This window comes from Bdellovibrionales bacterium (genome assembly GCA_041662785.1).
Classification (GTDB): domain Bacteria; phylum Pseudomonadota; class Alphaproteobacteria; order UBA9219; family UBA9219; genus UBA8914.
The window spans coordinates 192,710-215,751 of sequence record JBAZRW010000001.1 but is presented as its reverse complement, the minus strand read 5'-3'; the positions used below and the strand labels follow the sequence as shown (position 1 = coordinate 215,751).

Annotated in this window: 21 protein-coding genes and 1 tRNA gene; 13 read left to right on the top strand and 9 right to left on the bottom strand. The window is 52.6% G+C overall.

Translation table 11 applies throughout. The features are described from left to right. Nucleotides 1-11: 11 nt before the first annotated feature. From flgH to flgF, 4 genes are read right to left on the bottom strand one after another with little or no spacing between them, the layout of a single operon-like run. On the bottom strand, nt 12-764 hold the full coding sequence (gene flgH / locus WC612_01010; GenBank protein ID MFA6279357.1) for a flagellar basal body L-ring protein FlgH: 753 nt from the start codon (nt 762-764) through the stop codon (nt 12-14). Between the two features lie 3 nt (nt 765-767). After that, nucleotides 768-1,745 carry a flagellar basal body P-ring formation chaperone FlgA gene (flgA, locus tag WC612_01005; GenBank protein ID MFA6279356.1) on the bottom strand — a complete coding sequence of 326 codons (978 nt, stop codon included), beginning with the start codon at nt 1,743-1,745 and terminating at the stop codon, nt 768-770. A 6-nt stretch (nt 1,746-1,751) separates the two neighbouring features. After that, entirely contained in the window at nt 1,752-2,537 is a 786-nt protein-coding gene (gene flgG, locus WC612_01000) for a flagellar basal-body rod protein FlgG (GenBank protein MFA6279355.1), read from the bottom strand. A gap of 21 nt (nt 2,538-2,558) precedes the next feature. After that, on the bottom strand, nt 2,559-3,302 hold the full coding sequence (flgF, locus tag WC612_00995) for a flagellar basal-body rod protein FlgF (GenBank protein MFA6279354.1): 744 nt from the start codon (nt 3,300-3,302) through the stop codon (nt 2,559-2,561). A gap of 248 nt (nt 3,303-3,550) precedes the next feature. On the opposite strand from flgF, the gene WC612_00990 reads away from it, so the two are divergent. The 5 genes from WC612_00990 (at nt 3,551) to WC612_00970 (ending at nt 8,483) form a co-directional block, all read left to right on the top strand. Further along, the gene (locus tag WC612_00990; GenBank protein ID MFA6279353.1) at nt 3,551-4,192 is read left to right on the top strand and encodes a flagellar basal body-associated FliL family protein; all 642 of its coding nucleotides are present in this window, start codon (nt 3,551-3,553) and stop codon (nt 4,190-4,192) included. A gap of 92 nt (nt 4,193-4,284) precedes the next feature. Then, nucleotides 4,285-5,352, top strand: a complete 1,068-nt coding sequence (gene fliM, locus WC612_00985; protein MFA6279352.1) for a flagellar motor switch protein FliM — start codon at nt 4,285-4,287, stop codon at nt 5,350-5,352. Next, the gene (locus WC612_00980) at nt 5,349-5,858 is read left to right on the top strand and encodes a DUF6468 domain-containing protein (GenBank protein MFA6279351.1); all 510 of its coding nucleotides are present in this window, start codon (nt 5,349-5,351) and stop codon (nt 5,856-5,858) included. The genes fliM and WC612_00980 overlap by 4 nt, the downstream gene beginning before the upstream one ends. 3 nt (nt 5,859-5,861) lie before the next feature. Beyond that, nucleotides 5,862-6,575, top strand: a complete 714-nt coding sequence (locus WC612_00975; GenBank protein ID MFA6279350.1) for a hypothetical protein — start codon at nt 5,862-5,864, stop codon at nt 6,573-6,575. 84 nt (nt 6,576-6,659) lie between these two features. Continuing rightward, nucleotides 6,660-8,483 carry an ABC transporter ATP-binding protein gene (locus WC612_00970; GenBank protein ID MFA6279349.1) on the top strand — a complete coding sequence of 608 codons (1,824 nt, stop codon included), beginning with the start codon at nt 6,660-6,662 and terminating at the stop codon, nt 8,481-8,483. Here WC612_00970 and WC612_00965 read toward each other — a convergent pair. Beyond that, nucleotides 8,424-9,173: a tyrosine-protein phosphatase gene (locus tag WC612_00965; protein MFA6279348.1), complete on the bottom strand. Its 750-nt coding sequence runs from the start codon at nt 9,171-9,173 to the stop codon at nt 8,424-8,426. The genes WC612_00970 and WC612_00965 overlap by 60 nt on opposite strands. Before the next feature lie 139 nt (nt 9,174-9,312). Here WC612_00965 and WC612_00960 point away from each other — a divergent pair, with 139 nt between their 5' ends. Further along, nucleotides 9,313-9,609: a metalloregulator ArsR/SmtB family transcription factor gene (locus tag WC612_00960; GenBank protein ID MFA6279347.1), complete on the top strand. Its 297-nt coding sequence runs from the start codon at nt 9,313-9,315 to the stop codon at nt 9,607-9,609. Further along, entirely contained in the window at nt 9,606-10,688 is a 1,083-nt protein-coding gene (locus tag WC612_00955; GenBank protein ID MFA6279346.1) for a permease, read from the top strand. The genes WC612_00960 and WC612_00955 overlap by 4 nt, the downstream gene beginning before the upstream one ends. 56 nt (nt 10,689-10,744) lie before the next feature. On the opposite strand, the gene WC612_00950 is transcribed toward WC612_00955, so the two are convergent. The 3 genes from WC612_00950 to WC612_00940 all read right to left on the bottom strand — a co-directional run bounded on the left by WC612_00950 (nt 10,745) and on the right by WC612_00940 (nt 14,150). Beyond that, nucleotides 10,745-10,821 (bottom strand) — tRNA-Arg (locus tag WC612_00950). Between the two features lie 170 nt (nt 10,822-10,991). Beyond that, nucleotides 10,992-13,280: a DUF3141 domain-containing protein gene (locus WC612_00945; protein ID MFA6279345.1), complete on the bottom strand. Its 2,289-nt coding sequence runs from the start codon at nt 13,278-13,280 to the stop codon at nt 10,992-10,994. A gap of 75 nt (nt 13,281-13,355) precedes the next feature. Continuing rightward, nucleotides 13,356-14,150 carry a PIG-L family deacetylase gene (locus WC612_00940; GenBank protein MFA6279344.1) on the bottom strand — a complete coding sequence of 265 codons (795 nt, stop codon included), beginning with the start codon at nt 14,148-14,150 and terminating at the stop codon, nt 13,356-13,358. 305 nt (nt 14,151-14,455) lie between these two features. On the opposite strand from WC612_00940, the gene wbaP reads away from it, so the two are divergent. Genes wbaP through WC612_00910 form a run of 6 tightly spaced genes read left to right on the top strand, consistent with a single transcriptional unit; the run spans nt 14,456 to nt 21,858 of the window. Further along, the gene (gene wbaP / locus WC612_00935; protein ID MFA6279343.1) at nt 14,456-16,015 is read left to right on the top strand and encodes an undecaprenyl-phosphate galactose phosphotransferase WbaP; all 1,560 of its coding nucleotides are present in this window, start codon (nt 14,456-14,458) and stop codon (nt 16,013-16,015) included. 12 nt (nt 16,016-16,027) lie between these two features. Continuing rightward, entirely contained in the window at nt 16,028-17,110 is a 1,083-nt protein-coding gene (locus tag WC612_00930; protein MFA6279342.1) for a GNAT family N-acetyltransferase, read from the top strand. Nucleotides 17,111-17,121: 11 nt separating this feature from the next. Further along, entirely contained in the window at nt 17,122-18,252 is a 1,131-nt protein-coding gene (locus WC612_00925; GenBank protein MFA6279341.1) for a glycosyltransferase family 4 protein, read from the top strand. After that, entirely contained in the window at nt 18,249-19,181 is a 933-nt protein-coding gene (locus WC612_00920) for a hypothetical protein (GenBank protein ID MFA6279340.1), read from the top strand. Before WC612_00925 ends, WC612_00920 begins: the two co-directional genes overlap by 4 nt. After that, on the top strand, nt 19,181-20,470 hold the full coding sequence (locus tag WC612_00915; GenBank protein MFA6279339.1) for a cellulase family glycosylhydrolase: 1,290 nt from the start codon (nt 19,181-19,183) through the stop codon (nt 20,468-20,470). The genes WC612_00920 and WC612_00915 overlap by 1 nt, the downstream gene beginning before the upstream one ends. Beyond that, nucleotides 20,467-21,858: an O-antigen ligase family protein gene (locus WC612_00910; protein ID MFA6279338.1), complete on the top strand. Its 1,392-nt coding sequence runs from the start codon at nt 20,467-20,469 to the stop codon at nt 21,856-21,858. The genes WC612_00915 and WC612_00910 overlap by 4 nt, the downstream gene beginning before the upstream one ends. Here WC612_00910 and WC612_00905 read toward each other — a convergent pair. Continuing rightward, complete coding sequence (locus WC612_00905) at nt 21,804-22,958, bottom strand: glycosyltransferase (protein ID MFA6279337.1); 1,155 nt, start codon at nt 22,956-22,958, stop codon at nt 21,804-21,806. The genes WC612_00910 and WC612_00905 overlap by 55 nt on opposite strands. Nucleotides 22,959-23,042: the final 84 nt, after the last annotated feature.

The window sequence follows — 23,042 nt, the reverse complement described above, 5'->3', positions numbered from 1 at the left end:
TTAACCAAAAATCAGAAGGGCATCAGGATGTCCATGACTTGGCTGCCATAGCGTGGCTGCTGGACGTCTTGAATCTGCCCGCGACCACCGTAAGAAATGCGCGCTTCGGCCACCTGATCGTATTTGACAGTGTTTTCCGCGCTGATATCTTCGGGGCGGATAACGCCCGTGACAAGCAACTCGCGCATATCAAAGTTAACATTAACCTGCTGCCGTCCGGCCATCACAAGGTTGCCGTTGGGCAAAATTTGCGTGATGGTGGCGGCCACTCGCAGATTGATTTTCTCCGACCGATCGACAGAGCCTTTGCCGGCGTTGGAAAGGTTGCTGCCTGTTTCCACAAGATTTGCGCCTGTCACGCCTTCTGGCAGAACTTTGGTCAGCTGCGATTCAATGCCAAAAAGGTTTGTGACGTTGGCATCCTCGGAATTGGTGCGCGTCCGTTTTGTTTCGTTTGAGATTTGCGCCTTTTCATCAATGCTGATCAGGACGGTCAGGATATCGCCCACGCGGCTAGCGCGTTGATCGCGGAAGAAAGCGCGTGAGCCTGTGCGCCAAAGGGAGTTGGCTTGTTTCTCGCCCATATCGGGATTGGGCATCGGCATCTTAACGGGGTTCGGCCCTGGAATCATGGACGGATCCTGCACAGCGGTTAGTGGGGGCGCTTCACCGACTTCCCGCGCGCGCGTTAGGGCGTTGCAGCCGGAAAGGCTGAAGGCGAGGAGGCAAACAAGGCCGAGCGTGAAAAGCGGAGAGCGAGGCATTTTCTATTCTTCCTTTGCGGCATCAAGGACAGCTACCTTTTGTAAAAGCATGACGCGAATAACGCCATCGGCTTCGACAAGTCCCTCGACGATACGGTTGCTTTGGTTGTTTCTTACGCGCACCACGTCGTTTCTTGCGCCATCTTGCAAGGCACGACCTTGCGTTGTGATCAGCATGAGGGGCGTTTCAATTTTAAGCGTGACAAGCGACCCGCGCGTCACAAGACGAGGCGGCGTCACGTCACGCGTACGGATAAAGTCACCCTCGGCTTGATCGCGGCGAAGCTCTTGCCCGACGATGGCGTCCGCTTGCGCCAGTACATCGTTGTTAATCTGTTCTTCGGGAACCGTGATCCAATCCAGATCGTGTGCCCCGATCATTGTGCCCGCCGTTAGCCTATGGGCTAGAACGGGGACGGATTTTTTGATGACAAGGTGACCAGAAATCGTTTGGCTTGGCGCCTGCGGCATAGTGGGTAAGGACAACGCGGCGTGGAAGCGGTGTGAGGTTTGGTCATAGGAAAAGTTGACCAGAGAAAAGTCGGGGGCTTGTTCACTGGGCAACAGAATATCCATGTGCTTGTTGTCGAAAACGACCTCAGGGGAATCGGACGGTAAGCGTACCTCTTCCTGAATCTTGGCAAGCACAACCTTTTGGATCATATCGGGCGTAATATGTGTCGCGGCGCGGGTCAAAACGATTTGATCGGCCTGACTTTGGGCCTGCCAAGCAAGATTATGCCGCTTGGCGACACCGGTTACAATGCGTGCGTTATAGGTTACGCTTTTGCCAGGTGCGGGCGATACGGCAATGTCGGCATCTTGGCCCTCTGGCACGCCCTCAAATACGTCGCTTAAACGTATGGCATCGTGCTCGACCGATCTTACGGGGCGCAGCATCACGGCGTCCTGCCCAAGGCAGGGCATGGGAAGCGCCGCGAGGATCAAAGCCATAAAACCATACAGAAAGTGACGAGTCATAGGCGGCTACCTCAATTGACTGATGGTGGTCAGCATTTCGTCGGCGGTTTTGATCACGCGCGAGTTCATTTCATAGGCGCGCTGCGCGGTGATCAAGCCCGTGATTTCGGACACGACATTGACGTTCGAGCTTTCAACCGAACCTTGGACAAGACTGCCAAAGCCAGCAGATTGCGGATTGCCGACGGTAGGCGAGCCAGAGGCGGCGGTTTCTTTCAACAAATTATTGCCAATAGCTTCAAGGCCCGTTTGATTGATAAAGGTGGCGAGTTGAAGCTGGCCAAGGCTTTGTTCTGCTGTTTGTCCGTCGATGGTTGCCGTGACTTGTCCTGAGGCATTAATGGTGACCGAAAGCGCATTGGCGGGAACGGTAATGGCAGGAAGAATAGGGAAGCCATCAGGGGAGACAATCTGACCTGTTTCATTCAGTTGCAGCGAACCGGCGCGGGTATAGGCCGTCGTGCCATCGGGGACTTGAACCTGTAAAAAACCTCGCCCGTTAATGGCCACATCAAACTGATTGTTGGTCACGGTTAGGTTTCCCTGTTCGCTGATGCGGTATGTCGCGACGGGCATGACGCCCAAGCCAACTTGCAAGCCGGAGGGTAACAGCGTTCCCGTGTCGGACGAGGGCGAACCCACGCGCCGCATGTTTTCGTACAGCATATCCTGAAACTCGGCGCGAGAGCGTTTGAATCCCGTCGTCGAGATGTTGGCGATATTGTTCGAGATGACTTCAACGTTAAGCTGCTGGGCTTGCATGCCCGATGCGCCGATGCTCATAGCTCTCATTTTTAGTCTCTCCCTCTAGTTTCAGGCCGCGGTGGCCTTCCCTAAGCGTTGAATGGCTCGTGATTGACGGTCGTTTTCAAGATCTAGTAAATGAACGACTTGTTGATAGGTGCGCGACACTTCGATCATGCGCGTCATTTCCGTGATAGACTGGACGTTGGATTGCTCAATCGCGCCTTGCACAAAGCGGCCATCGGTTGAGGGCTGCGGTGTTTCGTCGGTGCTGTAAAGATTGTTGCCGATAGGCGTTAGGCCTTGTTCGTTTTGGAATTGGACAAGGCTTAGTTTGCCAACTTGAAGGGCGCTTGTACCGGTTCCGGACATCGCCGTGACAGTGCCATCGGGGCCGATCAGAATATCGCGTGCGTCCGTGGGAAGTGTGATGGCTTGATTCCCGTCACCCATAACTTTGTCGCCCGCCGCTGTCACAACATCGCCGTCATTATTCAGCTGAAACGAGCCTGCGCGGGTATAGCGAATGCCTGCCGCCGTTTGGATGGGGATATAGCCTTGGCCTTGAATAGCAACATCCAAAGGATTGCCCGTCGTCAGGGTAGAGCCTTGCGCCGCGTCGCGGTAGGTTCCTTTTTCGACGGCAAACTGAAAGGATTGTTGCGGGGCTGGCCGTATAAGATAGGTATCAAAGGCGATGTTTTCGCGTTTGAAGCCCGTCGTGTTGACGTTGGCAACATTGTTGGCCGTAATATCCAACGCCCGCGTAAGCGAGTCTTGATACGAGGTTAGGATAAGGCCGGCTCCTTGCATGGGTCCTCAAAGCGGGTAAAAGGTGATAACAGCCTCTACCTTGCAGACTCCATGCCAAACACAATAATATATATGTATCAATGTGTTGGGTGTGTTTCTCGGTCTTAGGGCTTGGGGCCTTCTGGCCAAAAAAGTCCTTTGGACAGGGCAGAAACTGCCGCCTTTCAAGGGAACCTAACGCCTTGTTAACCAAACTTGGTTGGGTTAAGTTGGACGGGATAACCGCCTTTTCAGCAGGAGTAGATGCCGTGGCTAAAGAAGAAAAAGACGAAAAACCCGACGAGGCCAAGGAAGAAGGCGCGGCTGAGGGCGAAGAAGGCCAAGGCGAGGGCGAAGAAGGCCTTCATCCCCCCAAGAAGAAGCTCAGCAAGAAGATGATGATTATCATCGCGGCGGCTGCCTTTGTTGTTTTGGCGGGTGGTGGCGCGGGGTTGTTCTTTTCCGGTATTTTAGGTGGAAGCCAGCCGGCGGCAGAAGGCGCGGCGCATGGTGGTGAGAAAAACGCTGCCGACCATGCCGCTGAAAAGACAGAGGGTGCTGCGGCGCAAGGGGAAGAGGCGGGCACAGAGAAAGATGAGAAGGTGGCCCCCGTTTTCTTTCCGCTGGGTGATGTCCTTGTCAATCTCAGTGGTGACGGAAAACGGCCTAATTTCCTTAAAATAAAGGTTAATCTTGAACTGGCCGATGAAAAGGATGTGCCAGCGATTGAAGCGTTAAAGCCGCGCATTATCGATCACTTTCAGATTTATCTTCGTGAATTGCGTGTCGAAGATTTGCGGGGTTCGGCAGGTCTTTATCGTTTGCGAGAAGAATTGTTGTTGCGCGTGACCGAGGCTGTTAAACCTATCCGCGTTCGAGACGTGTTGTTTCAGGAAATGCTCGTCCAATAAGAAGACTCTGCTTGTGGAAAAGGGTGACACAGCCCTTTTTTTGGCTTAAAAAACGTATCATGCTTTGACCCTATGACCTTTGAATCTTGACCATGACCGACGAAACGCCAGCCGCCGAAATGAGTGAGGAAGAACGCCAAGCGGCCGAATGGGCTGCTATGGCTGAAGGCGGCGATTCGGCTGAAGGCGGGGCCACGCGCGTTCTCAGCCAAAACGAGATCGATTCTCTTTTGGGCTTTAGCGGCGGCCCAGCATCGCAGGATAACTCTGGCATTATGGCGCTTATCAACAGCGCGCTTGTTAATTACGAGCGCCTGCCGATGCTCGAGGTCGTGTTCGACCGTCTTGTGCGCATGATGTCCACCTCCTTGCGCAATTTTACCTCGGACAATGTTGAAGTTAGCCTTGATCAAATTACCTCGGTGCGGTTTGGCGATTATCTGAACTCGATCCCTCTGCCTGCCATGCTGGCGGTGTTTAAGGCCGAGGAATGGGACAACTCAGCGCTGATGACCATCGATAGCGCCATGATCTATTCGATTGTGGACGTTCTTCTTGGCGGTCGTCGCGGCACGGCGGCCATGCGTATTGAAGGGCGGCCTTATACGACGATTGAGCGCAATCTGGTCGAGCGGTTGGTGCGTGTGATTTTGGCCGATGTTAGCGGCGCGTTTGATCCGCTCTCGCCCGTCACGTTCCGTTTTGACCGTCTTGAAACCAACCCGCGTTTTGCCACCATTGCGCGTCCCGCGAACGCAGCCGTGTTGGCCAAGCTTCGCATCGACATGGAAGACCGTGGCGGGCGTATCGAAATCTTGATCCCTTACGCGACGTTAGAGCCTGTGCGCGAGCTTCTTTTGCAGATGTTCATGGGTGAAAAATTCGGGCGCGATTCCATTTGGGAAACCCATTTGGGCAATGAGCTTTTGATGACCAATATGCATATGGATGCTGTGTTGGACGAAGTCTCGATGCCGCTGGGTGATGTGATGAATTGGAAGGTTGGCTCAAGGCTGATGCTGAACGTCAAGCCCGACGACCTTGTGGCCCTTCGTGCGGGCGAGGTAACCCTCTTTAAGGGGCGCATGGGATCCGTTAATGACAACATTGCCGTGCGCGTGGATGAAATCACTTTGCAGGAGGCAGAGAAACATCAATGACCAGTCTCATCGGGTTTGTTTTAGATATTGTTCTGATCGGCTTTCTGATTGCTGGCATTTCCTATGCCATTAAGCTGACGCAACAATTGGCCGATATGCGCGCGCAACGCGCGGATATGGAGCGGTTTGTTGCCGTTTTTAGCTCGACGGTGGAACGGGCCGAGGCGGGTATTCGCGGGCTTAAAAGCGTTTCGCGCTCCAGCGGCGACGATTTAGAGAGGCTGATCGAAAAAGGCCAAAGCTTGCGTGATGAGCTTCATTTTCTGACTGAAAGCGCCGACCAAATTGCGACCCGTTTGTCCAACACGGCGACGCAGATGACAAGAGGGAGCGAGGCGGCGACGACCACTTCACCAGAGATTAAGCCTAAAGCGAGCGCGGCCAAACAGCCGGAAAAACCCAGAATTGTCGAAGCGGTTCCGTCTCAGCCTGTTAGTGCCGCCCCGCAGCAAGCTTCCTCGGCGGCTGAACGCGATCTTTTGCGCGTTCTTGGCAAAAGGGGCTAGGCCATGAAGTCCCCCCTTTCCCTTCATCCCCGCGTTCTTTTGCCGTTGATGATCTTGACGGCGATGTTGCTGGTGGGAGTGCGCCTTGGCGGCATGTGGGATACTGTGGTGGACGGCAAGCTCTATACCGCTGTTCGGCAGGTATATGCGGCGGGGACTGACAAGAAGGAAGAAGCCAAGGCCGAAGCGCCAAAAAGTGAAGAGCCCAAGGTCACCGCCCCCAAGACAGACGAAAAAAAATCTGAGGGGGAGGCGAAGAAAGACCCCGCGGCCTTATCTTCTTCGGCTCCCGCCATTAAGGAAAAACAGTCTCCGGAAAATGAGCTTTATCGCCAGTTGCAGGGACGCCGTGAGCAGCTTGATAAGCGTGCGCAAGACCTAGACGCGCGGGAGTCCCTGACCCTTGTCGCTGAAAAACGTATTGAGCAGAAGATTAAAGAGATGGAAAGCCTTCGCACCCAGCTGCAGACGTTAGTGGGGCAGGCCAGCGAAGCGCAGCAAGCGCAGCTGGAAAATCTTGTAAAAATCTATGAGATTATGAAGCCCAAGGAAGCCGCCAAGATTTTCGAGACGTTGGAGCTGCCCATTTTGCTGGGGGTTGTGCAGAAAATGAAGCCTGCGCGTACAGCGGCGGTTATGGCTGAAATGAACCCAGAAAAAGCCAAAGAAATCACCACGGCGCTGACCAAGCAGGATCAATTGCCGCAAGTGAAGTGAGGGGCTCTTTTCTAATCTGCTAAAGGTCTATAAAAAAGGAAGCTCTGGCTTCGCCGTTTCAAGAAACTTGTATAGGTATCCGCTTTGTCTTCCTCTCATCCCTCTTCCTCTTCCAAGACCGACAACCGGACGGGAGCTCTTATCGCACGGTTGTTTCGTGGGTATATCCGTCCCCATATCAAAGGTTTTGTAGCATCGTTTGTCTTTATGGCGATTGCCGCCGGTGCAACAGGCCTTATGGCCAAAACAATCGAGCCGATCATTAACCAGCTGGGGAAAGGGCAGGACTCCGTTTTTGCCTTGAAGCTGGGCGGGCTTGTTATGGGGCTGTTTATTGCGCGGGGCGTCGCAACCTATTTCCATACGGTTATTATGAACTATATTGGCCAGCGTATCGTGACCGATGTTCAACAACAAATGCATCGCCATCTTCTTGAGGCGGATCTTTCGTTCTTTCATGCCAATGCCTCGGGCCTTTTGATTTCGCGGTTGACAAATGATGTGACCATTATGCGGTCTGCGGTTGGCGAGTGCATGACTAATTCTTTTAAGGGCGGGCTGACGCTTGCTTTTCTGATTGCCGTTATGTTTTATCAGGATTGGCGGCTTTCCTTGGCCGCTTTTTTTGTTTTTCCGGTATCCGCCTTTTTTGTCGCGAAGGTTGGCCGGCACATGCGGCGCTATTCGCTCCGCACACAGGAGGAGATGGGGCGTTTTATCTCGCTTTTAAGCCAGATTTTTCAAGGTATCCGGCACGTTCGGGGCTATGGCATGGAAAATCATGAGCATGAACGCGTGCAGGGCGTGACCGAAAACATCTTTAAGCTGGCCATCAAAAACTATCATGTGAGTGCGCTTTCCGATCCTTTGATGGAGCTGATGAGCGGTATGGCCATTACGACTGTTGTCTTCTATGGCAATTGGCGCATTGAGCAAGGCCTCACGACAACGGGGGCGTTGTTTTCGTTTATTACAGCCTTTATCCTTGCCTTTGATCCTATGCGCCGCGCCGCGAAGGTGAACGGCCAGCTTCAAGCGGGCCTAGCGGCGGCCGAGCGCGTCTTCTCGCTCCTTGACACGCGGCCGTCGATTGTGGATGCGCCGCAAGCCATCGCGATGAATGTGAGCGACGAAAGCGTTGCGCTGCGCGACGTTGTGTTCCGTTACCCAGATGGAACCTTGGCGCTGGATCATGTGTCGATCACTGTTCCGCATGGCAAGACGGTCGCTATTGTTGGCCCCTCTGGGGCGGGCAAATCGACCATTATCAACCTGATCCCCCGTTTTTATGATGTGGAAGGCGGGGCCATTCTTATCGGGGGTATGGACATTCGTGCGGCGACGATGAAGAGTCTGCGCAGCAAGATTGCGCTGGTCAGTCAGGAAACGGCTCTTTTTGATGACACCGTGCGTGCGAACATCGCCTATGGCAAAGAGGGCGCGAGTGAGCAAGAGATTGTGAAGGCTGCCGAGAATGCCAGTGCTGATGGCTTTATCCGCCTACTTCCGCAGGGCTATGATACCGTGGTGGGGGAGCATGGCGTGAAGCTTTCTGGTGGACAACGGCAACGGATTGCGATTGCGCGGGCCATGTTGCGCAACGCGCCGATCCTCTTGCTTGATGAGGCGACCTCCGCGCTTGATAATGAATCCGAACGCGCTGTGCAGGAAGCCTTGACCCGTCTTCAAGAGGGGCGGACAACGATTGTTGTGGCCCATAGGCTTTCGACGATTGTTGATGCCGACAAAATTATTGTGATCGAGGCGGGGCGTATTGTTGAGCAAGGGACGCATGAGGCGCTCTTGGCCAAGGCGGGCGTTTATGCGCGGCTTTACGGCCTGCAAAGCTCATTCCCGACGCAAAGCGCGATCAGTGAGCCATGCAGCCCAGTTGAAAACTTTGTGTGAGGCGATAACGGCCTCGCGGTCATAGTGTTGTCTTGCCCAGTCCAAAAAGGCCATGGGACGCTTGGCAGAAAAGCTTTGATAGGCTTCAAGAAAGCGATCCAAAACGCCCGTTTTTGCTTGCCGAATATGGCCATAACGTAGCGATAGTTGCTTTTTGGCGACGTCGACGGGTTGTTTTTCAATGATAAGAAGATAAAGCGCGCTCATGATCCCAGCGCGATCCGAACCGGCCTTACAGTGAAGCAGGGCGGGGTACGCTATGCCAGAAAAAAGCCCCTCAATCTGTTCAAGGATTTCAAGCCTCGGCGGTTGGCGTGAGTCCATGGGAAAGTCAACGAGCGTGATGCCGTGCCGTCGGCAGGCTTTGGCTTCAAGAAGGTAAGACGCGCAGTCGCGCTTGCCGCGCAAATTGATGATAGTGCGAATACCTTGTTGGGCCAGTTTGTCAAATTGCAGGGCATGTGGCTGGCCTGATCGCCACAGATTCTTGCTGACGCGGTGTTTATTCGTGGGAAGAAGGGCATTGAGAAAAAGGCCGTCGATAAACAACGTCTCAAAATGCGCCAGCGCAACTTGACGCGGCGTTTGCATAAGGCCTCGCGCCACCTTGACTTTATAAGCAAGCCACGCCACGCAGCGGACAAGGGGGTTCTTGCTCTTACAAGTAAAGGAGGGGCGATGTTTAATCATAGAAAAACCATGTACAGCAAGGCGCGAAAAAGATCAAATCTGGCCATGCTGGCCCCAACGATGGAAATAATGGCAGAAAAAGACAACTACCATACGATAATCGCTTGTGCGCATATGCACAACAGCGTATATGGAGGGAATGAAACAATCACTTGATGTCCTTTTGGCTCTTGCGGAGCCTACGCGCTACCAAGCCGTTAGCATCCTTTGGGATGGGCGAGAGCGCTGTGTCTGCGAGCTGATAGACCTTTTGGACAAGAGCCAATCTTGCGTGTCGCGCCATATGACCCTGCTTAAAAGGGTAGGCCTTGTCGTTGATCGTCGTGATGCACAATGGGTGCGCTATCGTCGTAACCCTGACCTTTCCAAAGCCGTCGTCACGCTTATTGAGGCTGTTTTAAATCTAGAAAAGCCAGCAAAAAGGAAAGCAGCATGAACGGCAAGTGTAAGTGTCAGTGCCAATGTCAAGCCGTGGCAGCGGCAGAGCCCGTTAAAAAAGGGCTGCCCCCTTTATGGATTGGCGGCGGTCTTATCGGGCTGGCTTTTTGGGGCTTGCTTTATAGCCAGTTAGAGCCTTTTTCAAACTGGTTCGTTTCGTTGCTTCCTGTTGAAAAGGCGACCCCTCTTGGCGAAGCTGCAATCTTTTTCTTTTACGACACGCCCAAGGTTTTTCTGCTCCTGACGCTTGTTGTCTTTGTGATGGGCGTTCTTCGCAGTTTCTTTTCACCTGAACAGACCCGCGCTTTGTTGGCGGGCAAACACGAAGGGCTTGGCAATATCGCGGCGGCGTGCCTTGGTATCGTAACGCCTTTTTGTTCCTGCTCGGCTGTGCCTTTGTTCCTTGGCTTTGTGTCGGCGGGTGTTCCTTTGGGTGTCACTTTTTCCTTTTTGATTGCGGCCCCCATGGTCAATGAAATTGCGCTTGGCCTTCTGTTCGGTCTTGTCGGATGGAAGGTTGCGGCGGCCTATATGTTCTTTGGTCTTGGCGTGGCCATCGTTGCGGGCTGGGTGATGGGGCGCTTTCATCTTGAAGGCTGGCTTGAATCTTGGGTGCGTGATGAACGCGCGGGCACGACCGCCCTTTCATCAGCCAAGCTAACGGCGCTTGACCGCGTTAAAGAGGGGCGAAAAGCCGTCCGTGAAATCGTCGGCAAGGTCTGGCTATGGATGATCGCGGGCATTGCTGTCGGTGCGCTTATTCATGGCTATGCGCCAGCCGACCTTTTGGCCTCGATCATGGGCAAACAGGCGTGGTGGTCGGTTCCGGCTTCGGTTTTGGTTGGAATCCCGATGTATTCGAACGCGGCGGGGATCATCCCCGTTGTTGAGGCCTTGCTGGGCAAAGGAGCCGCGCTTGGCACGGTTCTCGCCTTTATGATGTCTGTCACAGCCCTGTCGCTGCCCGAAGCGATCATCCTTCGCAAAGTTCTTTCTTTGCGCCTGATCGCGGTATATTTCGGTGTGGTTGCTTGCGGCATTCTGGCCGTGGGCTATTTGTTCAATGCGATGTTTTAGGAGCGTGGGCTTGGGAGATGCGGGGTGGCCTGCCCCCCCGAAGCTTTAGCGTAGGGTGGTGTCCCCGAGAGGAATCGAACCTCCGGCCCTCGGTTTAGGAAACCGATGCTCTATCCGGCTGAGCTACGGGGACGCTTTGATTTTTGGGGCCTATAATCCGGCCAACCTAGTTTGCCAGAAAAGGCTTTAGAAGCCGTTTATGCCTTATAGGAAAAATTCCTGCAACCTTTTCTCTCCCGCATAGGGGCACGACCGTAAAAAGGCTCAAGTAGCGTTCAGGGGGGCAAATAACCGCTTAGCTGGTCAGGCCATGGTCGCGGGCTCTGAGTCCTCAACCTTATCCGTGGCGCGTCTTTGGGGCACGGCGTGCGCGGGCTCAAACAAGTCGCTCAGGCGCTTAAGGCGACGTTCTTCCTCGGTGGATGGCGTTCCGCTAGCCTCGATCACGCGGCGAATGACGTCAAGCGCCTGTTTTGCGGTGCCAGCCTCGGCACGATCCAGCAGGTTGGGAATAGCGCCAACCGCGCGTTCTTCGTCAAGGATAAGCATCATGTATTGTTGCTTGGCCAAGGCTTTATAGTCGTCATGGGTCATTGCGGGGAAAAGGTTGCTTTCCGTGCGCAGGCGCAGAAGCATTTTATATTCGCGCTCATCCACCGCGTGGCCAGCGCGAGAGACGTAAAGGAGCCCTCTGATCATCGCCTCGGCAAGGCCACCCGATTCAATTTGGGAGATAACCTTAAGAAGGTTCTGCGTGCGCTGTTGTTCGACTTCGACGTCGCGTTCAAAAGAAGGCTTTGCATAAGGCCTTACGGTACGCAGCCCGATCATGGCTTGCAATAGGGGCGAGCCATAGATGTTCATAAACAACGTCTCGATCATCGCGCTCTTTTTATCGTTTTGCTCGGTCAGCGTTTTGACGATTTGATCGGAAACGGCTTCCTGCATTTTCCAAAAGATATTGTCTTTGGAAACAGGCTGGCGATCTTGGCGAACCTTCTCGGCCAACTGGGGTAGATTTGTAAAGAGCGGGTTTTTGTCCGAGTAGAAAGCGACTTTGGCGCGAAGGGGGTGCATCTCACGTAAAACGTCGGCGGTCTTGCGCGAGATTAACGAGCGGATGATGGGCGACATAAAGGTGTAGTAAAGCCCCTGAAGGTTTTCAGAGATGCGCGCCACGGCGGCAAAGCGCATATCATCCTCGTGATCGTTAATGCCCATAGCGCGGATGTCTTTCAAACCGCGATTTTCAAAGCGCATAACATAATCGCCGGAGGCCAAATCCGAATTCATCGCGTCGTCCTTTTTGGACGTAAAGACGGCCTCATAAAGACCCGGCGGCAGCGTTTCGATCATATCGATGTTGCTGATAAACTTTTGGTGTTCTTTGCTGGCCACCGAGGTGGAAACGAAGATGCCCAAATGCCCTATATTCTCGTGGTTAGAGTAGATGATCGTTTGGCCGTTGGCGATGATATCGTCGTCGTTGCTGTAAAGATCAAGGATCCAGCCTAACGCCTGCTGTGGCGAGGTAATGTCATCCCCGCGCGAACAAAAGACGATAATGGGGGACTTGATGTTGCGCAGGTCGGCACGCATGCCCCCCGACGTGTGAATCTTTCCCGTTGCCAGATGGTTGCCGATGAAAAGATCATCCACGATAAACTGGATTTCTTCACGGCCCAAAAGAACCGGATTGCTCCACCAACGCTCAAACTCAAGAAAGCGGGGACCTTCCGTGTCTATTTTGGAATAGACGCTGTACTCTTTTTTCCAATAGGTGTTGGCAGGGTTGCCCTTTTCAAAATTTTCGATAAGCGAGGCACCGTCGAACAGACCCCCTCCGAAATCGCTGGCCATCGCGACAACCCACGATCCGCCCGTCATACCGCCTGTGTAACGCATCGGTTGGTTGTTGCCCTTAACGCCAGCCCAATAGGACATAGGCGCACCAGCAAGAATCAAAACGCCTGGTAAGGTCGGGTGTGTGGCGCTCATCAAAGCGATTTGCCAGCCCGCCTGACAGTTGCCGATAAGGCAGGGGCGTCCAGCGTCGGGATGCCATTCGATCACTTTGGACACAAAATGAGCCTCGGCAGAGCAGACATCTTCAACCGTTTGTCCTGCGACGGGTTCTGGCAGGAAGCTAACGAAATAGACGGGATGGCCGTTTGTCAGGGCTAGGCCAATCTCGCTCTCCCTTTTCATGCCGCCAATGCCAGGGCCATGGCCCGCACGCGGATCAAAAACGATAAAGGGGCGCTTTGTCGGGTCTGTCACCACGCCATCGGGCGGCAGAATGCGGAGCAGCATATAGTTGACGGGGTCCAAAAGGTCGCGTCCATCGATCAGAACGACGGGATCGAACTGCAACACATTGGGCGCGGCTTTGGCGAGTTGCGAGGACTGCATGTTGCCGCGCTGGCGCAGGACGTCGAGGAAAAGGATCTGCCGTTGGCAGGCGTCAACCCAGTACTCGGCGGCCTGCTGCATTAGAGGGAAGAGGGGCATAAGGGGGGCCATAAGCGGTGGCATGGCATCCGGCCTAATAGCGGGAGAGCCAGTTTTCTTGGGGGTCGAATCCGATGTCATGGGCGGGCTCTTTGGAAAAAGGCGGAGAAGGAGGGGAAAGGCGCGTTATGGTTAACGAACTTGTATCATGCCCACCTATGAAGAGAAAGGCTTTTCCTTGGCGCGAGAGCGGGGTCTTTCAAAGAAGATCTCATACGGCTGCAGGCTCCCTTTTATGAAAGCTGAAGACAAGCGAGGCCAATTTGGATCCTTTGTTATATTTTCGCACTGTGACTTGTGTGCGTGGATGGCTTGTTCTTTTTGCGACAAAAAGCCTAGTGCAGAGATTTTTCGATTGGTGCACCATGTGCGGGGGGTAAACAGATGCTTTATAGCGCCACGGGGCCAGAACCACATTGGATAGTCAAAAACGGGGATTGTTATTTTTCCTTCGCTATCTAGGAGGTCGATTGCTTTTGCCACGGCGCGGTGGTCTCTGTGCCCGTCAAGGCCATAGGGAGAAAAGAGCACAACAGGCTTATGGAGCCATAATTGGTTGGCGATATCTTTGGCAATAGCGGAAATATGCTTTTCTGCACCCCCATCGGGATAGTCCAAAAAGACAAGCGAGGACTCCTCAACGCCAAGGATTTGCGCGGCTCTTTGTGTTTCGCCGCGCCTTGTCGCCGCCAAAACATTCGGTGGCATTTTTTGTGAGGGGCAGGAGGCTGCCCCGTCCGTAATGATAAGCACGCGCATAGCTTTGCCCCCTTGCCTTGCGCGGGCGATCAAGGCCCCGCAGCCAAAAGTTTCGTCGTCAGGGTGTGGGGCAATAATAAAGAGAAGGCCATCAGGCAAAGTGGCATAGGCATCCTTTGCGAGAACAGAAAGAGTCCATCGCAGGATATAGTTCAAAACAGCTTTGACTTTTCTTTTTACAAGATATGTCATAGAAAACCCTGATTAGGGTGGGGAGCCACTCATAAATCTTAGTATATGAATTTTATTAACAAATAAAGAGCTGGGCGAAAACAAGGCTCAATTTATTAAGAAAGTATAAGGATATTAACAATGAAATTAATTGTTTCTCAATTTTTTCTGTCAAAGTAGGTGTTTTTGGGGTAAGATGTGAAAAAATGGTTAACAGCCAGAAAGTTTTTTGAATCCTTAATCAGGGGAAGTATCTCCCTTTATTCCAGAATAAAGAACGATTAGAACGAGATAGAAAGGATTATACTTTGTCTCCTCATGATGCATTGAAACGTATACGTTCTCCCTTTTCTGCGACGCCTCGTATTGCGGAGGGCGGATCGTCTCCTCATGGGGAGGCGCAAACAAGACTGGCCGCCATTATGGCCGAAGTTGCGGCCACGCCCGTAGAGGCCTTTTCCCCCAACCAACGGACACAAGCACGGCGAGATCCCGCAGTGGCCTTGCGCTGGTTTGTTATGAGCGATGTTGTTGCCTTTCTCATGGGTTTTTCTATCGCTTGGATGATGACGGCGCTGACGAACGTCTTTGTTTTGGATCGTGGTTTCCCTCTTTTATTGAACGCCGTTGAAACGATGCGTGGTGTTCAGAATTTTTCTATTGTGACGGGCGTTATGTTTTGGTTTTGGCATACGGGTCACTATCGCCAACGTATGCCGTTTTGGTTGGAGGTTCAGAAAATCGTCTCCGCGCTCGGTTTTGCGATGGTGGTTGATGGCTTTTTTCAGTTTGCATCCAAACAAGATTTCTCGCGTCTTTGGCTCATGTCGGGATGGGTTTTTGCTGGCATTGTTATTGTTCTGGCGCGCGCTTTGGCGCGGCGGATTATGCAACAAAATGGGACATGGGCTGTCCGGACCCTTTTGGTGGGCAGCGGATCCATGGCCGATGATGCACGGGCGGCGCTTCGCTCTGAACAGGGGCTTGGCTATGAAGTTGTGATGCAGGTTGAAAATTTGTCCCTTTTGTTGAAACAAGTTCAATCTTCATGGCAACGGTTGTGTGAGCGCTTTAACGCCGACTACATTGTGATTGCATTGGACGGCACGGCTTTAGCACAAGCCGATGAGGCCATGGCCCAACTTGTGCGTTCAGGGATCCCCTTTTCTGTTTCACCGCCCTTGCGGCATTTGCCGGTTTTGGGCATGGCCCCACAGTATTTCTTTAGCCACGATGTTATGTTATTTTCTCCCGTCAATAACCTAGAGCAACCCTTGCCGCGCTTTCTTAAACGCAGCATGGATCTTGTTGGATCTGGTTTGGCTTTGCTTGCCCTTTCTCCCCTTTTTCTTGTTTTGGCGTTGTTGGTCAGAAGGGATGGCGGCAGCGTTTGTTTCGGCGATGTTCGTGTGGGAATGAAGGGAAAGGCTTTTCACTGTTTGAAGTTTCGCTCTATGGTGATTCATGGCGATGAAATCCTTCAAAAGTATTTAGACGAGAACCCTGAGCGGGCAGCGGAATGGAAAACCTATCATAAATTGCGCGATGGGGATCCACGCGTCACAAAGATTGGTGCCTTTATGCGTCGCTGGAGTATTGACGAGTTGCCGCAGCTTATTAATGTGTTTAAGGGGGACATGAGCCTTGTTGGACCGCGTCCCATCATGTTTCGCGAACGCGCTATTTACAGTGATAGCCTTGTGCAGTATTCCCGTGTTCGCCCAGGCCTAACGGGTCTGTGGCAGGTGAGTGGTCGCAGCAATGTTTCTTTCTTGCGCCGCGTGCAGATGGATTGCTGGTATGTTCGCAATTGGTCTTTGTGGCATGATATTGCGATTATTTGTAAAACTATCCCCGTTGTGTTGCGCAAAACCGGCGCCTGCTGATCGATTCATATCATGTTGACTTGTCAGGTTCTAACGAGCGAACAAGAAGTAGAGGCCCTTGCTCAGGCTTGGAGAGCCCTGCAAGAGCGCCTAGGGAAGGCTCCTTTTACTGGGTATGATTGGGCTATGGCGTGGTGGCGGACTATTGGCAAGCCATCGGGTGCGGCGCTTATGGTTGTTGCCGGTTTCGAGGAGACGGGCAGACTGGTTGGCCTCTTACCCTTTTCCATTCGTCGCAAGCATGGTGTGCGCGTTTTGCGTTTGATGGGGCATGAGGTTTATTATTATCGCAATTTCCTCATCGAGTCCGAAAGCGACGTGCCCTTGATGTGGCAAACGGCGCTAAAGCAGACCTGCTATGACTTTGCGGATATCAAAAACATCCACGAAGCCACGCCTGAAAAAGCCTTTCTTGATTGTTTTGCCATTTTCCTTGAAAAAAGCCATGTGTATCATCAGGAACATAAGGGAGAAGACCGTCAAAAGATTCTTGGTCGGTATTCCAAAGGCTTTAGGCATAAAATAAGACGGATTACAAAATATATTGAAGAAAAACAGGGTGCGTTGGAAGTCTTTCGCACGCAAAACAATCCGCCTGTTGAGGTGATTGATTTTCTCATTCAGCGCAAGAAAATGTGGGTGAAAGAAAAAGGAAAACGTGGCATTTTTCATGATGACAATGTGTCTTCTTTTTACCATGAAATGGTGCGAGTGGTGGAGCAGAATAAGGCCCTTTCGCTTTTTTGGATGGTTTATCAAGGAGAAATTGTCGCTGCGCTTTTCAGCGTGGTTGGGGGAAACGTAGTTTATGGGCATACGCTGACGATTGATTATAGCGCGGCTCATTTTATGCCGGGGCTGTTTTTGAACGTAGAGGCCATTGTTTGGGGGTCTGAACACGGTTACGCGGAGTTTAATATGATGGAAGGCGAGGAACCCCATAAGGCGCGCCTTGCCTTTCAAAACCGAACGATTTTTGAGTATGTCTATACGCGGACTATCATGGGAAAAGCCTATCTGTGCCTTTATCAATTGTTAAGGGCCTTGCGTGCGATAAAACAAAAGAAACTCAATAGAGTTCAAGCCAAGGACTAGGTGTCATCGTCATGCGTGTTTGCCAACTTATTGAATCAACGTCGGGCGGCAGTGTGCGTGTGGCGCTGGATTTGACGCGAGGGCTTTTGCAGGTTGGCGACGACGTTACCTTTATCTATTCCCCGCTTCGCGCCGATGAAGCTTTTTATGCGCAAAAAAAGGGGACGGACGGCGCGCTTTTTCTCTCCTTGCCGATGGAGCGTTCTGTTGGTTGGCGGGATCTTCTTTCTTTTTTCAAGCTTTGCCGCCTGTTGCAAAAACATGGGCCGTTTGATGTCCTTCATGCCCATAGCTCTAAGGCGGGCGCGCTGGCGCGGCTTGCGGGCGTGTTTTTTTCGCACACCAAGATTGTCTATACGCCGCATGCTTTTGTCACAATGGCCCCTGATGCCTCGCGCTTGTATGGCGTGATCGAAAGGGGGCTTAGCCCCTTGGCGGATGCGATTATCGTGGTGTCCGAGGCTGAAAAAGATCATGCCCTTCACGCAATCGGGATTGCGCCCCACAGAATCCGTGTTGTGCCAAACGGCATTACCTTTGATAAAAGCATCACGCGCGGCGCGGCGCGGCAAGCGATGGGGGTGGACGATTCCGTTTTTGTCGTTGGTTTTGTTGGCCGCCTTGTTGAGCAAAAGAACCCTGTGCGGCTTATCGAGGCTTTTTCGCTGGTGAGCCAAACGCATCCCTCTTTGCGGCTTGTGCTTGTTGGCAATGGCCCGTTGTTACCGCTGGTTGAAAAAAAGATTGCGGCGATGGGATGTAAAGACAAAGTGCTCTTTTTCAAAAACCACGAGGCGCAGCCGTTAATGCCCGCTTTTGACGCTCTGCTTTCTAGCAGCGACTATGAGGGGCTTTCGTTGGTGTTTCTGGAAGCGCTTCAGGCGGGCGTGCCCATCGTGACGACGCCGGTTGGCGGCGTGCAAGAGGCGGTGCTTTCAGGCAAGACGGGGTTTGTGGCCGACGACTTTACCGTTGAGTCCTTGGCGCGTGCGTTAACGCAAATTGTTGATGTGTCTCAAGAGGAGCGACAGCAAATGAGCCTTGCGTCGCGGCAGCATGGAGAAGCCTTTACGGTTGAGGCCATGACCCGCGCCGTGAGGCAGGTTTACAAAGACGTTCTTGACGGAAAGACGGCGTCATGAGCCGTTTTTCAAAAATCATTTTTGTGCATGGCGGCAGGGAAGCTTATCCTGAAATTGCGGCCTATCGCGCGTTTTTTGCCTCGCGCTATGAAACGGCGGAGGAACGGCCTCATTCCTCCGCGCTGGCTTTTGATTTATCTCAAACGATTGTTTGGATGATTATGGGCTTTTATCCCAAGAAGCCTCCTGCTGGTTTTGTGATCCATGATTATCGCTCTTTGTCGATTGGGCGCTTGTGGCGCATCAAAGATTGGGTCAAGCGCATGGCGAATGCTAAGCCCGATGTCCGAATTTTTCAAAACGAAGCCATGGCAAAGGCGATGGGTTTTGGTGATGGGGTGCCGACGTTTTTTCTGCCCATGGGCGTTCCACCGTTTGTTGCCTCCTGTCGTGCTAAGGCAAAAGAGTCTTATGATTGCGATTTTTGTTACATAGGCGTGATGTCGGCCGAGCGTCGCACACAAGAGATGATCGATAGTTTTCTAAAGCGTTTTGGCTCGGCAAAAATCTTTCACCTCTATGGCGAGCCGGAACCTTTTTTGGGTGAGCTCTATAAAGAAAATACGAACATCGTTTTTAAGGGCCGGCAGAGTCAACAGGCTGTGTTCGCCGCTTTGACGCGCGCGCGGGCGGCGGTGAATTATTTCCCAAACCATCATCCTCACAGGCTTCAAACGCCGACCAAGCTTTTGGAATATGCCGCGCTTGGCCTTCGCATCGCCTGCAATGAACAACCCCAATCGCGCCTAACCAGCCAGCAATACGGGATTCACTGTTGGTGGGGCGTAGCGCAGGATATGTTTGCCTTAATGCCCGATGAGCTCACGTGGCCGGATAATCAATTGTTTGATCCAGCGCCTCTTCTTTGGCCCAGCGTTATTGAAAGAAGCGGTATCGCGGCGCTTTTAGAAACGGAAGGGGAAAAGTAATGCGCCTTGTCGCCTTTGTTTTCTTTCTGTTGGGGCTTTCCGTTGCGGCTTGGGCGGATGATACGGCTTGGCTCTCGCCTGTGATCGGCGATGGGTATGGCGTGCAGGTCAAAGAGGGCCGAACGTCTGATAAGGAATTGGAAAAGATCAAGGCGGCGGGTTTGTCCTATGTTCGCTTTGTGCTGCCGTGGGGTGAGGTTGAAAAGGGTCAGGGCTCTTTCGTCTGGGGCTATTTTGAGACGTTTATCAAACGCCTTCGTGAGCATGGGCTTAAGGCCGTTATTGTGCTGGGCGGAGGTCATCCGAACTACACGGGCTTTATTCAAGCGCCTGAGGACAACCTTGATCAAACGGATCGGTATCTCATGGCGCCGGACTCGCCTGTGGCCGTGGAATCGTTCGCTCGCTATGCCGCGAAAACGGTTTCACATTTTGACGGACAAGACATTATCTGGGAAATTTGGAATGAGCCGGATTCGGATCGTTTTTGGGCTCCCAAGGCTGATGCGCAGGCGTACAGTCGTCTTGCCGAGGCGGCATGCCTTGCGATGCGTAAAGCCTCGCCAAACGCGCATATTATTGGCCCTGCGACGGCTGAAATGGCGGGGCAGTGGGGCTTTGTGCGCGTTGGTTTTTTGGGTGAGGTGTTGCGTTCGCCAGCTGCTCAATGTTTCGACGCTCTCTCTATGCATCCCTACCGCGACGGGGAAAAACCGCCGGAAAAGGTTTTGAAAGCCTATGACCGCTTCTATGCTTTTGTCCGGCACTTTGCGCCTAAGGGGTCGAAAAAGTGGCCCGTGATGGCAACAGAATGGGGCTTTACGTTGACAGACACCAGCGAAGAGGAACAGGCGGCTTTTCTTTTGCGCTCCTTCTTGCTGAATTCGCTTAGCGGTGTGCCCGTATCGATTTGGTATGAGTGGCGTGATGCGCGGAGCGGCGAGGATGATCCTGAGGCGCACTTTGGCCTTTTGACGTTGCAAGGCAAAGAGAAGGTGGCCTATCGCGCCTTACAGGATTTCCTCCCCCCTTTGAAAGGGGCGCGGATCGAAGAGCGCGTAAGCCTTGGACAAGAGGATGACTTTTTATTAAAAATAAAACGTGTGAATGGACGGAAGTCCCTTGTTTTTTGGACGGCGCGAGAAAAGCTGGATTCTAAAATCGTTGTTCGTGGTTGCTCTAAGGACAAAGATGGACAAGAATGGGGGTTGACGCCTATGCCGCAGCGCGTCGATTGCGACGGGGGTTTGCCCGCTTTTACGGTTCAGCGCGTCCAGAGAGTCCCATGATAGAAAAACTATTCTTCCTTGCTATGCTTTGTTTGCCCATGACGTGCATTGAGGGGATCCCGTATTTGGGGGAGATTCGGCATGAGGTTTCGGCTTATATCTTTTTATTTCTTATCGGGCTTTCCCTTTTCCCTTTGCTGGCCGTGAAGGGAAATCACAGTGCGGCGCTAAGGGATAAGGTTTTTGGTCTTCCGATCATTATGATCGTGATGTTTAGTGTGATTGCTTTGTCATTTGCACCTAACTTTATCACGATCAAGGATAACTATTTTCTGGGGCGCACGGGCCTTGGAAAATTTGCTTCGGCCTCTGCGGTGATTTTGTATGGCTTTGGCATTGCCTTTTTGACCTATCATCTGGCGGCCAAGCATAGTTGGGACAAGTTGATCGTTAGCCCCTTGGCGTGGAGCGTCCTTCTGTGCGCTATTTTTTCCTCTTTTGAGATGATGGCGCATTGGAGTGGCGCGATGGCGGGCGTTTTCAAGATTATTTCAACGCCTTTTTACAGTGATTTTGCAACGATGGAGGGCGATACGCGTTTGCGCTCCTTTGCGTTTGAGCCGCCCGATTTTGCCAACACGGCGGGCTATATCTGGCCGTGGATACTTGCGGCGGTGATGGCAACAAAGGGGGCTAAATGGATCCTTTTTGTCACGCTTTTTTTGGTTCTCAACGGCATGATTATTTTGGCCGAAGCACGCACCAGTTTGGTCGTGATCACGGGGCTTGTGGCTGTTTTCATCATGTTACGAGTTATTTTTCTTCCGGAGCATCGTTTAGGTAATCCTGAAAAAATGCTGGCTCCCGTCACTTGGCTTTTTGCCCTTTTTCTTCCCCTTGGGATTGCGGTGATCGCCTATTTCTTTAATGACATCGTTTTTGCCGTCGTCTCAAGCGATAATATATCAAACCTATCGCGACTTGCGTCGATGACATCGGCGCTTAGAATGTTTGCTGAAAGCCCCCTCTATGGCGTTGGCTTTGGCCAATTTGGCTTTCATGCTGCCGAGTATATGCCGTCTTGGGGCTATTACAGTTGGGAGATTCAACTCTGGCTTTTTGGCCCCATGGGCTTTTGGCCTGCCGTTTATTCGGTTTATGCGCGATTTGCCGCCGACATGGGGATCGTCGGCGTCCTATTCTGGCTTGGGCTGTGGCTGTGGTTGGCGCGGGCCGTTCTTGTGGAAACGCTACAGTACCGCATAAGAACGGGGGAGGTTCCCTTTGCTGCCTATCCTTTGATTCTCAGCTGCTTTGCTGTCCTGCTCGCGGGGGTTCCCTGTGACAGCGTGCGCTCGCCTATGATTTGGGTAACGATGGGGCTGGTGTGCCGCTATTTGGCGTCGATGGCCGTATCGCGCCGCGAGGCGGCAGAGGCCGCGGCCTGAAAAAGGCGGGTGTATGCATTGACGGCATTTTCAACCGAGAAGGAAAGACCTCGCTCCTTCAGTTTTTCTTTGTCGGGCGATGTTTCCAAGGCAGCCAGAATGGCTTTCGCCATTTCACTTGGGTTGCTGGCAGCGACAAGCGTACCGTAAAGGCTGGCCTGCAAGATTTCTCGTGGGCCGCCGCAATCCGTGCTGACAACGGGCGTGCCGCACGCCAGTGCCTCGACGATGACGTTGCCAAACGCTTCGCTGGTTGAGGCCAAGACCAGAAGATCGGCAGCTTTCAAAAAGGGAAAAACATTATCCGTTTCACCCGCCAGACTGACGCTGCTTTGAATCGAAAGCGTGGAGATAAGCGCTTCCAAAGAGGCTCTTTCCTCGCCTTCGCCAAGGATAATGAGCCTTGCGGGCTTTGTTTGAAGAACCTGCGCAAAGGCGCGTAAAAGGGTGGGGTAGTCCTTTACGGGTAAAAGTCGCCCAACGGCCAAAAGCGTTGGCTGCGTCTTATCAAGAAGCCAAGAATGATCGACAGGCCGTTGTGCCAGCGCTTCAAAATTAGGTGGAATAAGGGGATTATAGATGAGCGCGGCGCGGCTATGGCTGGATGCGCCCAGTTGCCGCATATCGTCCTTTACCGTTTTCGACACGCAAACGACGGCATCCGCAAGGCGTTGATAGAGCCATGTGAGCGCCAACTTGCTCGCTTGTTTGAAAAAGCCTGAAAAGGACAAAGGCGGCCCAAGCCGCATATGCTCTACGACAATAAGGTGCAGAGCCTTTCCGCAAAAAACTTTAGCAATCGCCGCCACGATATTAAGATAGGGCAGCCCGCTGATCAAAACGGGCGAGGGCTGCTGACGCAGGAACCTTATCATGGCGGGGAGTGTACCAAGCAGGTTGAAAAGCTGGTATTTTGTGGCCGAAAGCGTTGTGACATCGAACTCGCCCTGAATCAGGGGCAGAAGACTGCCTTTCTTTTGGGCAACCAGAAAGCGTGGGGACAGGCCTTTTTCCTTCAGACCACGCGCCAAGCGGAGGGCAAACCATTCCGTGCCGCCGCTTTGCATATCCGAGAGATAAAGAATGATTGTTTGTTTCACCTGAAATCTTGTCCTATAAGGCTTGCTGTATTAATAGCGTGATGGGTTGTTAAAGAAGATGCGGCGCGGATGTTTGTTATTTTA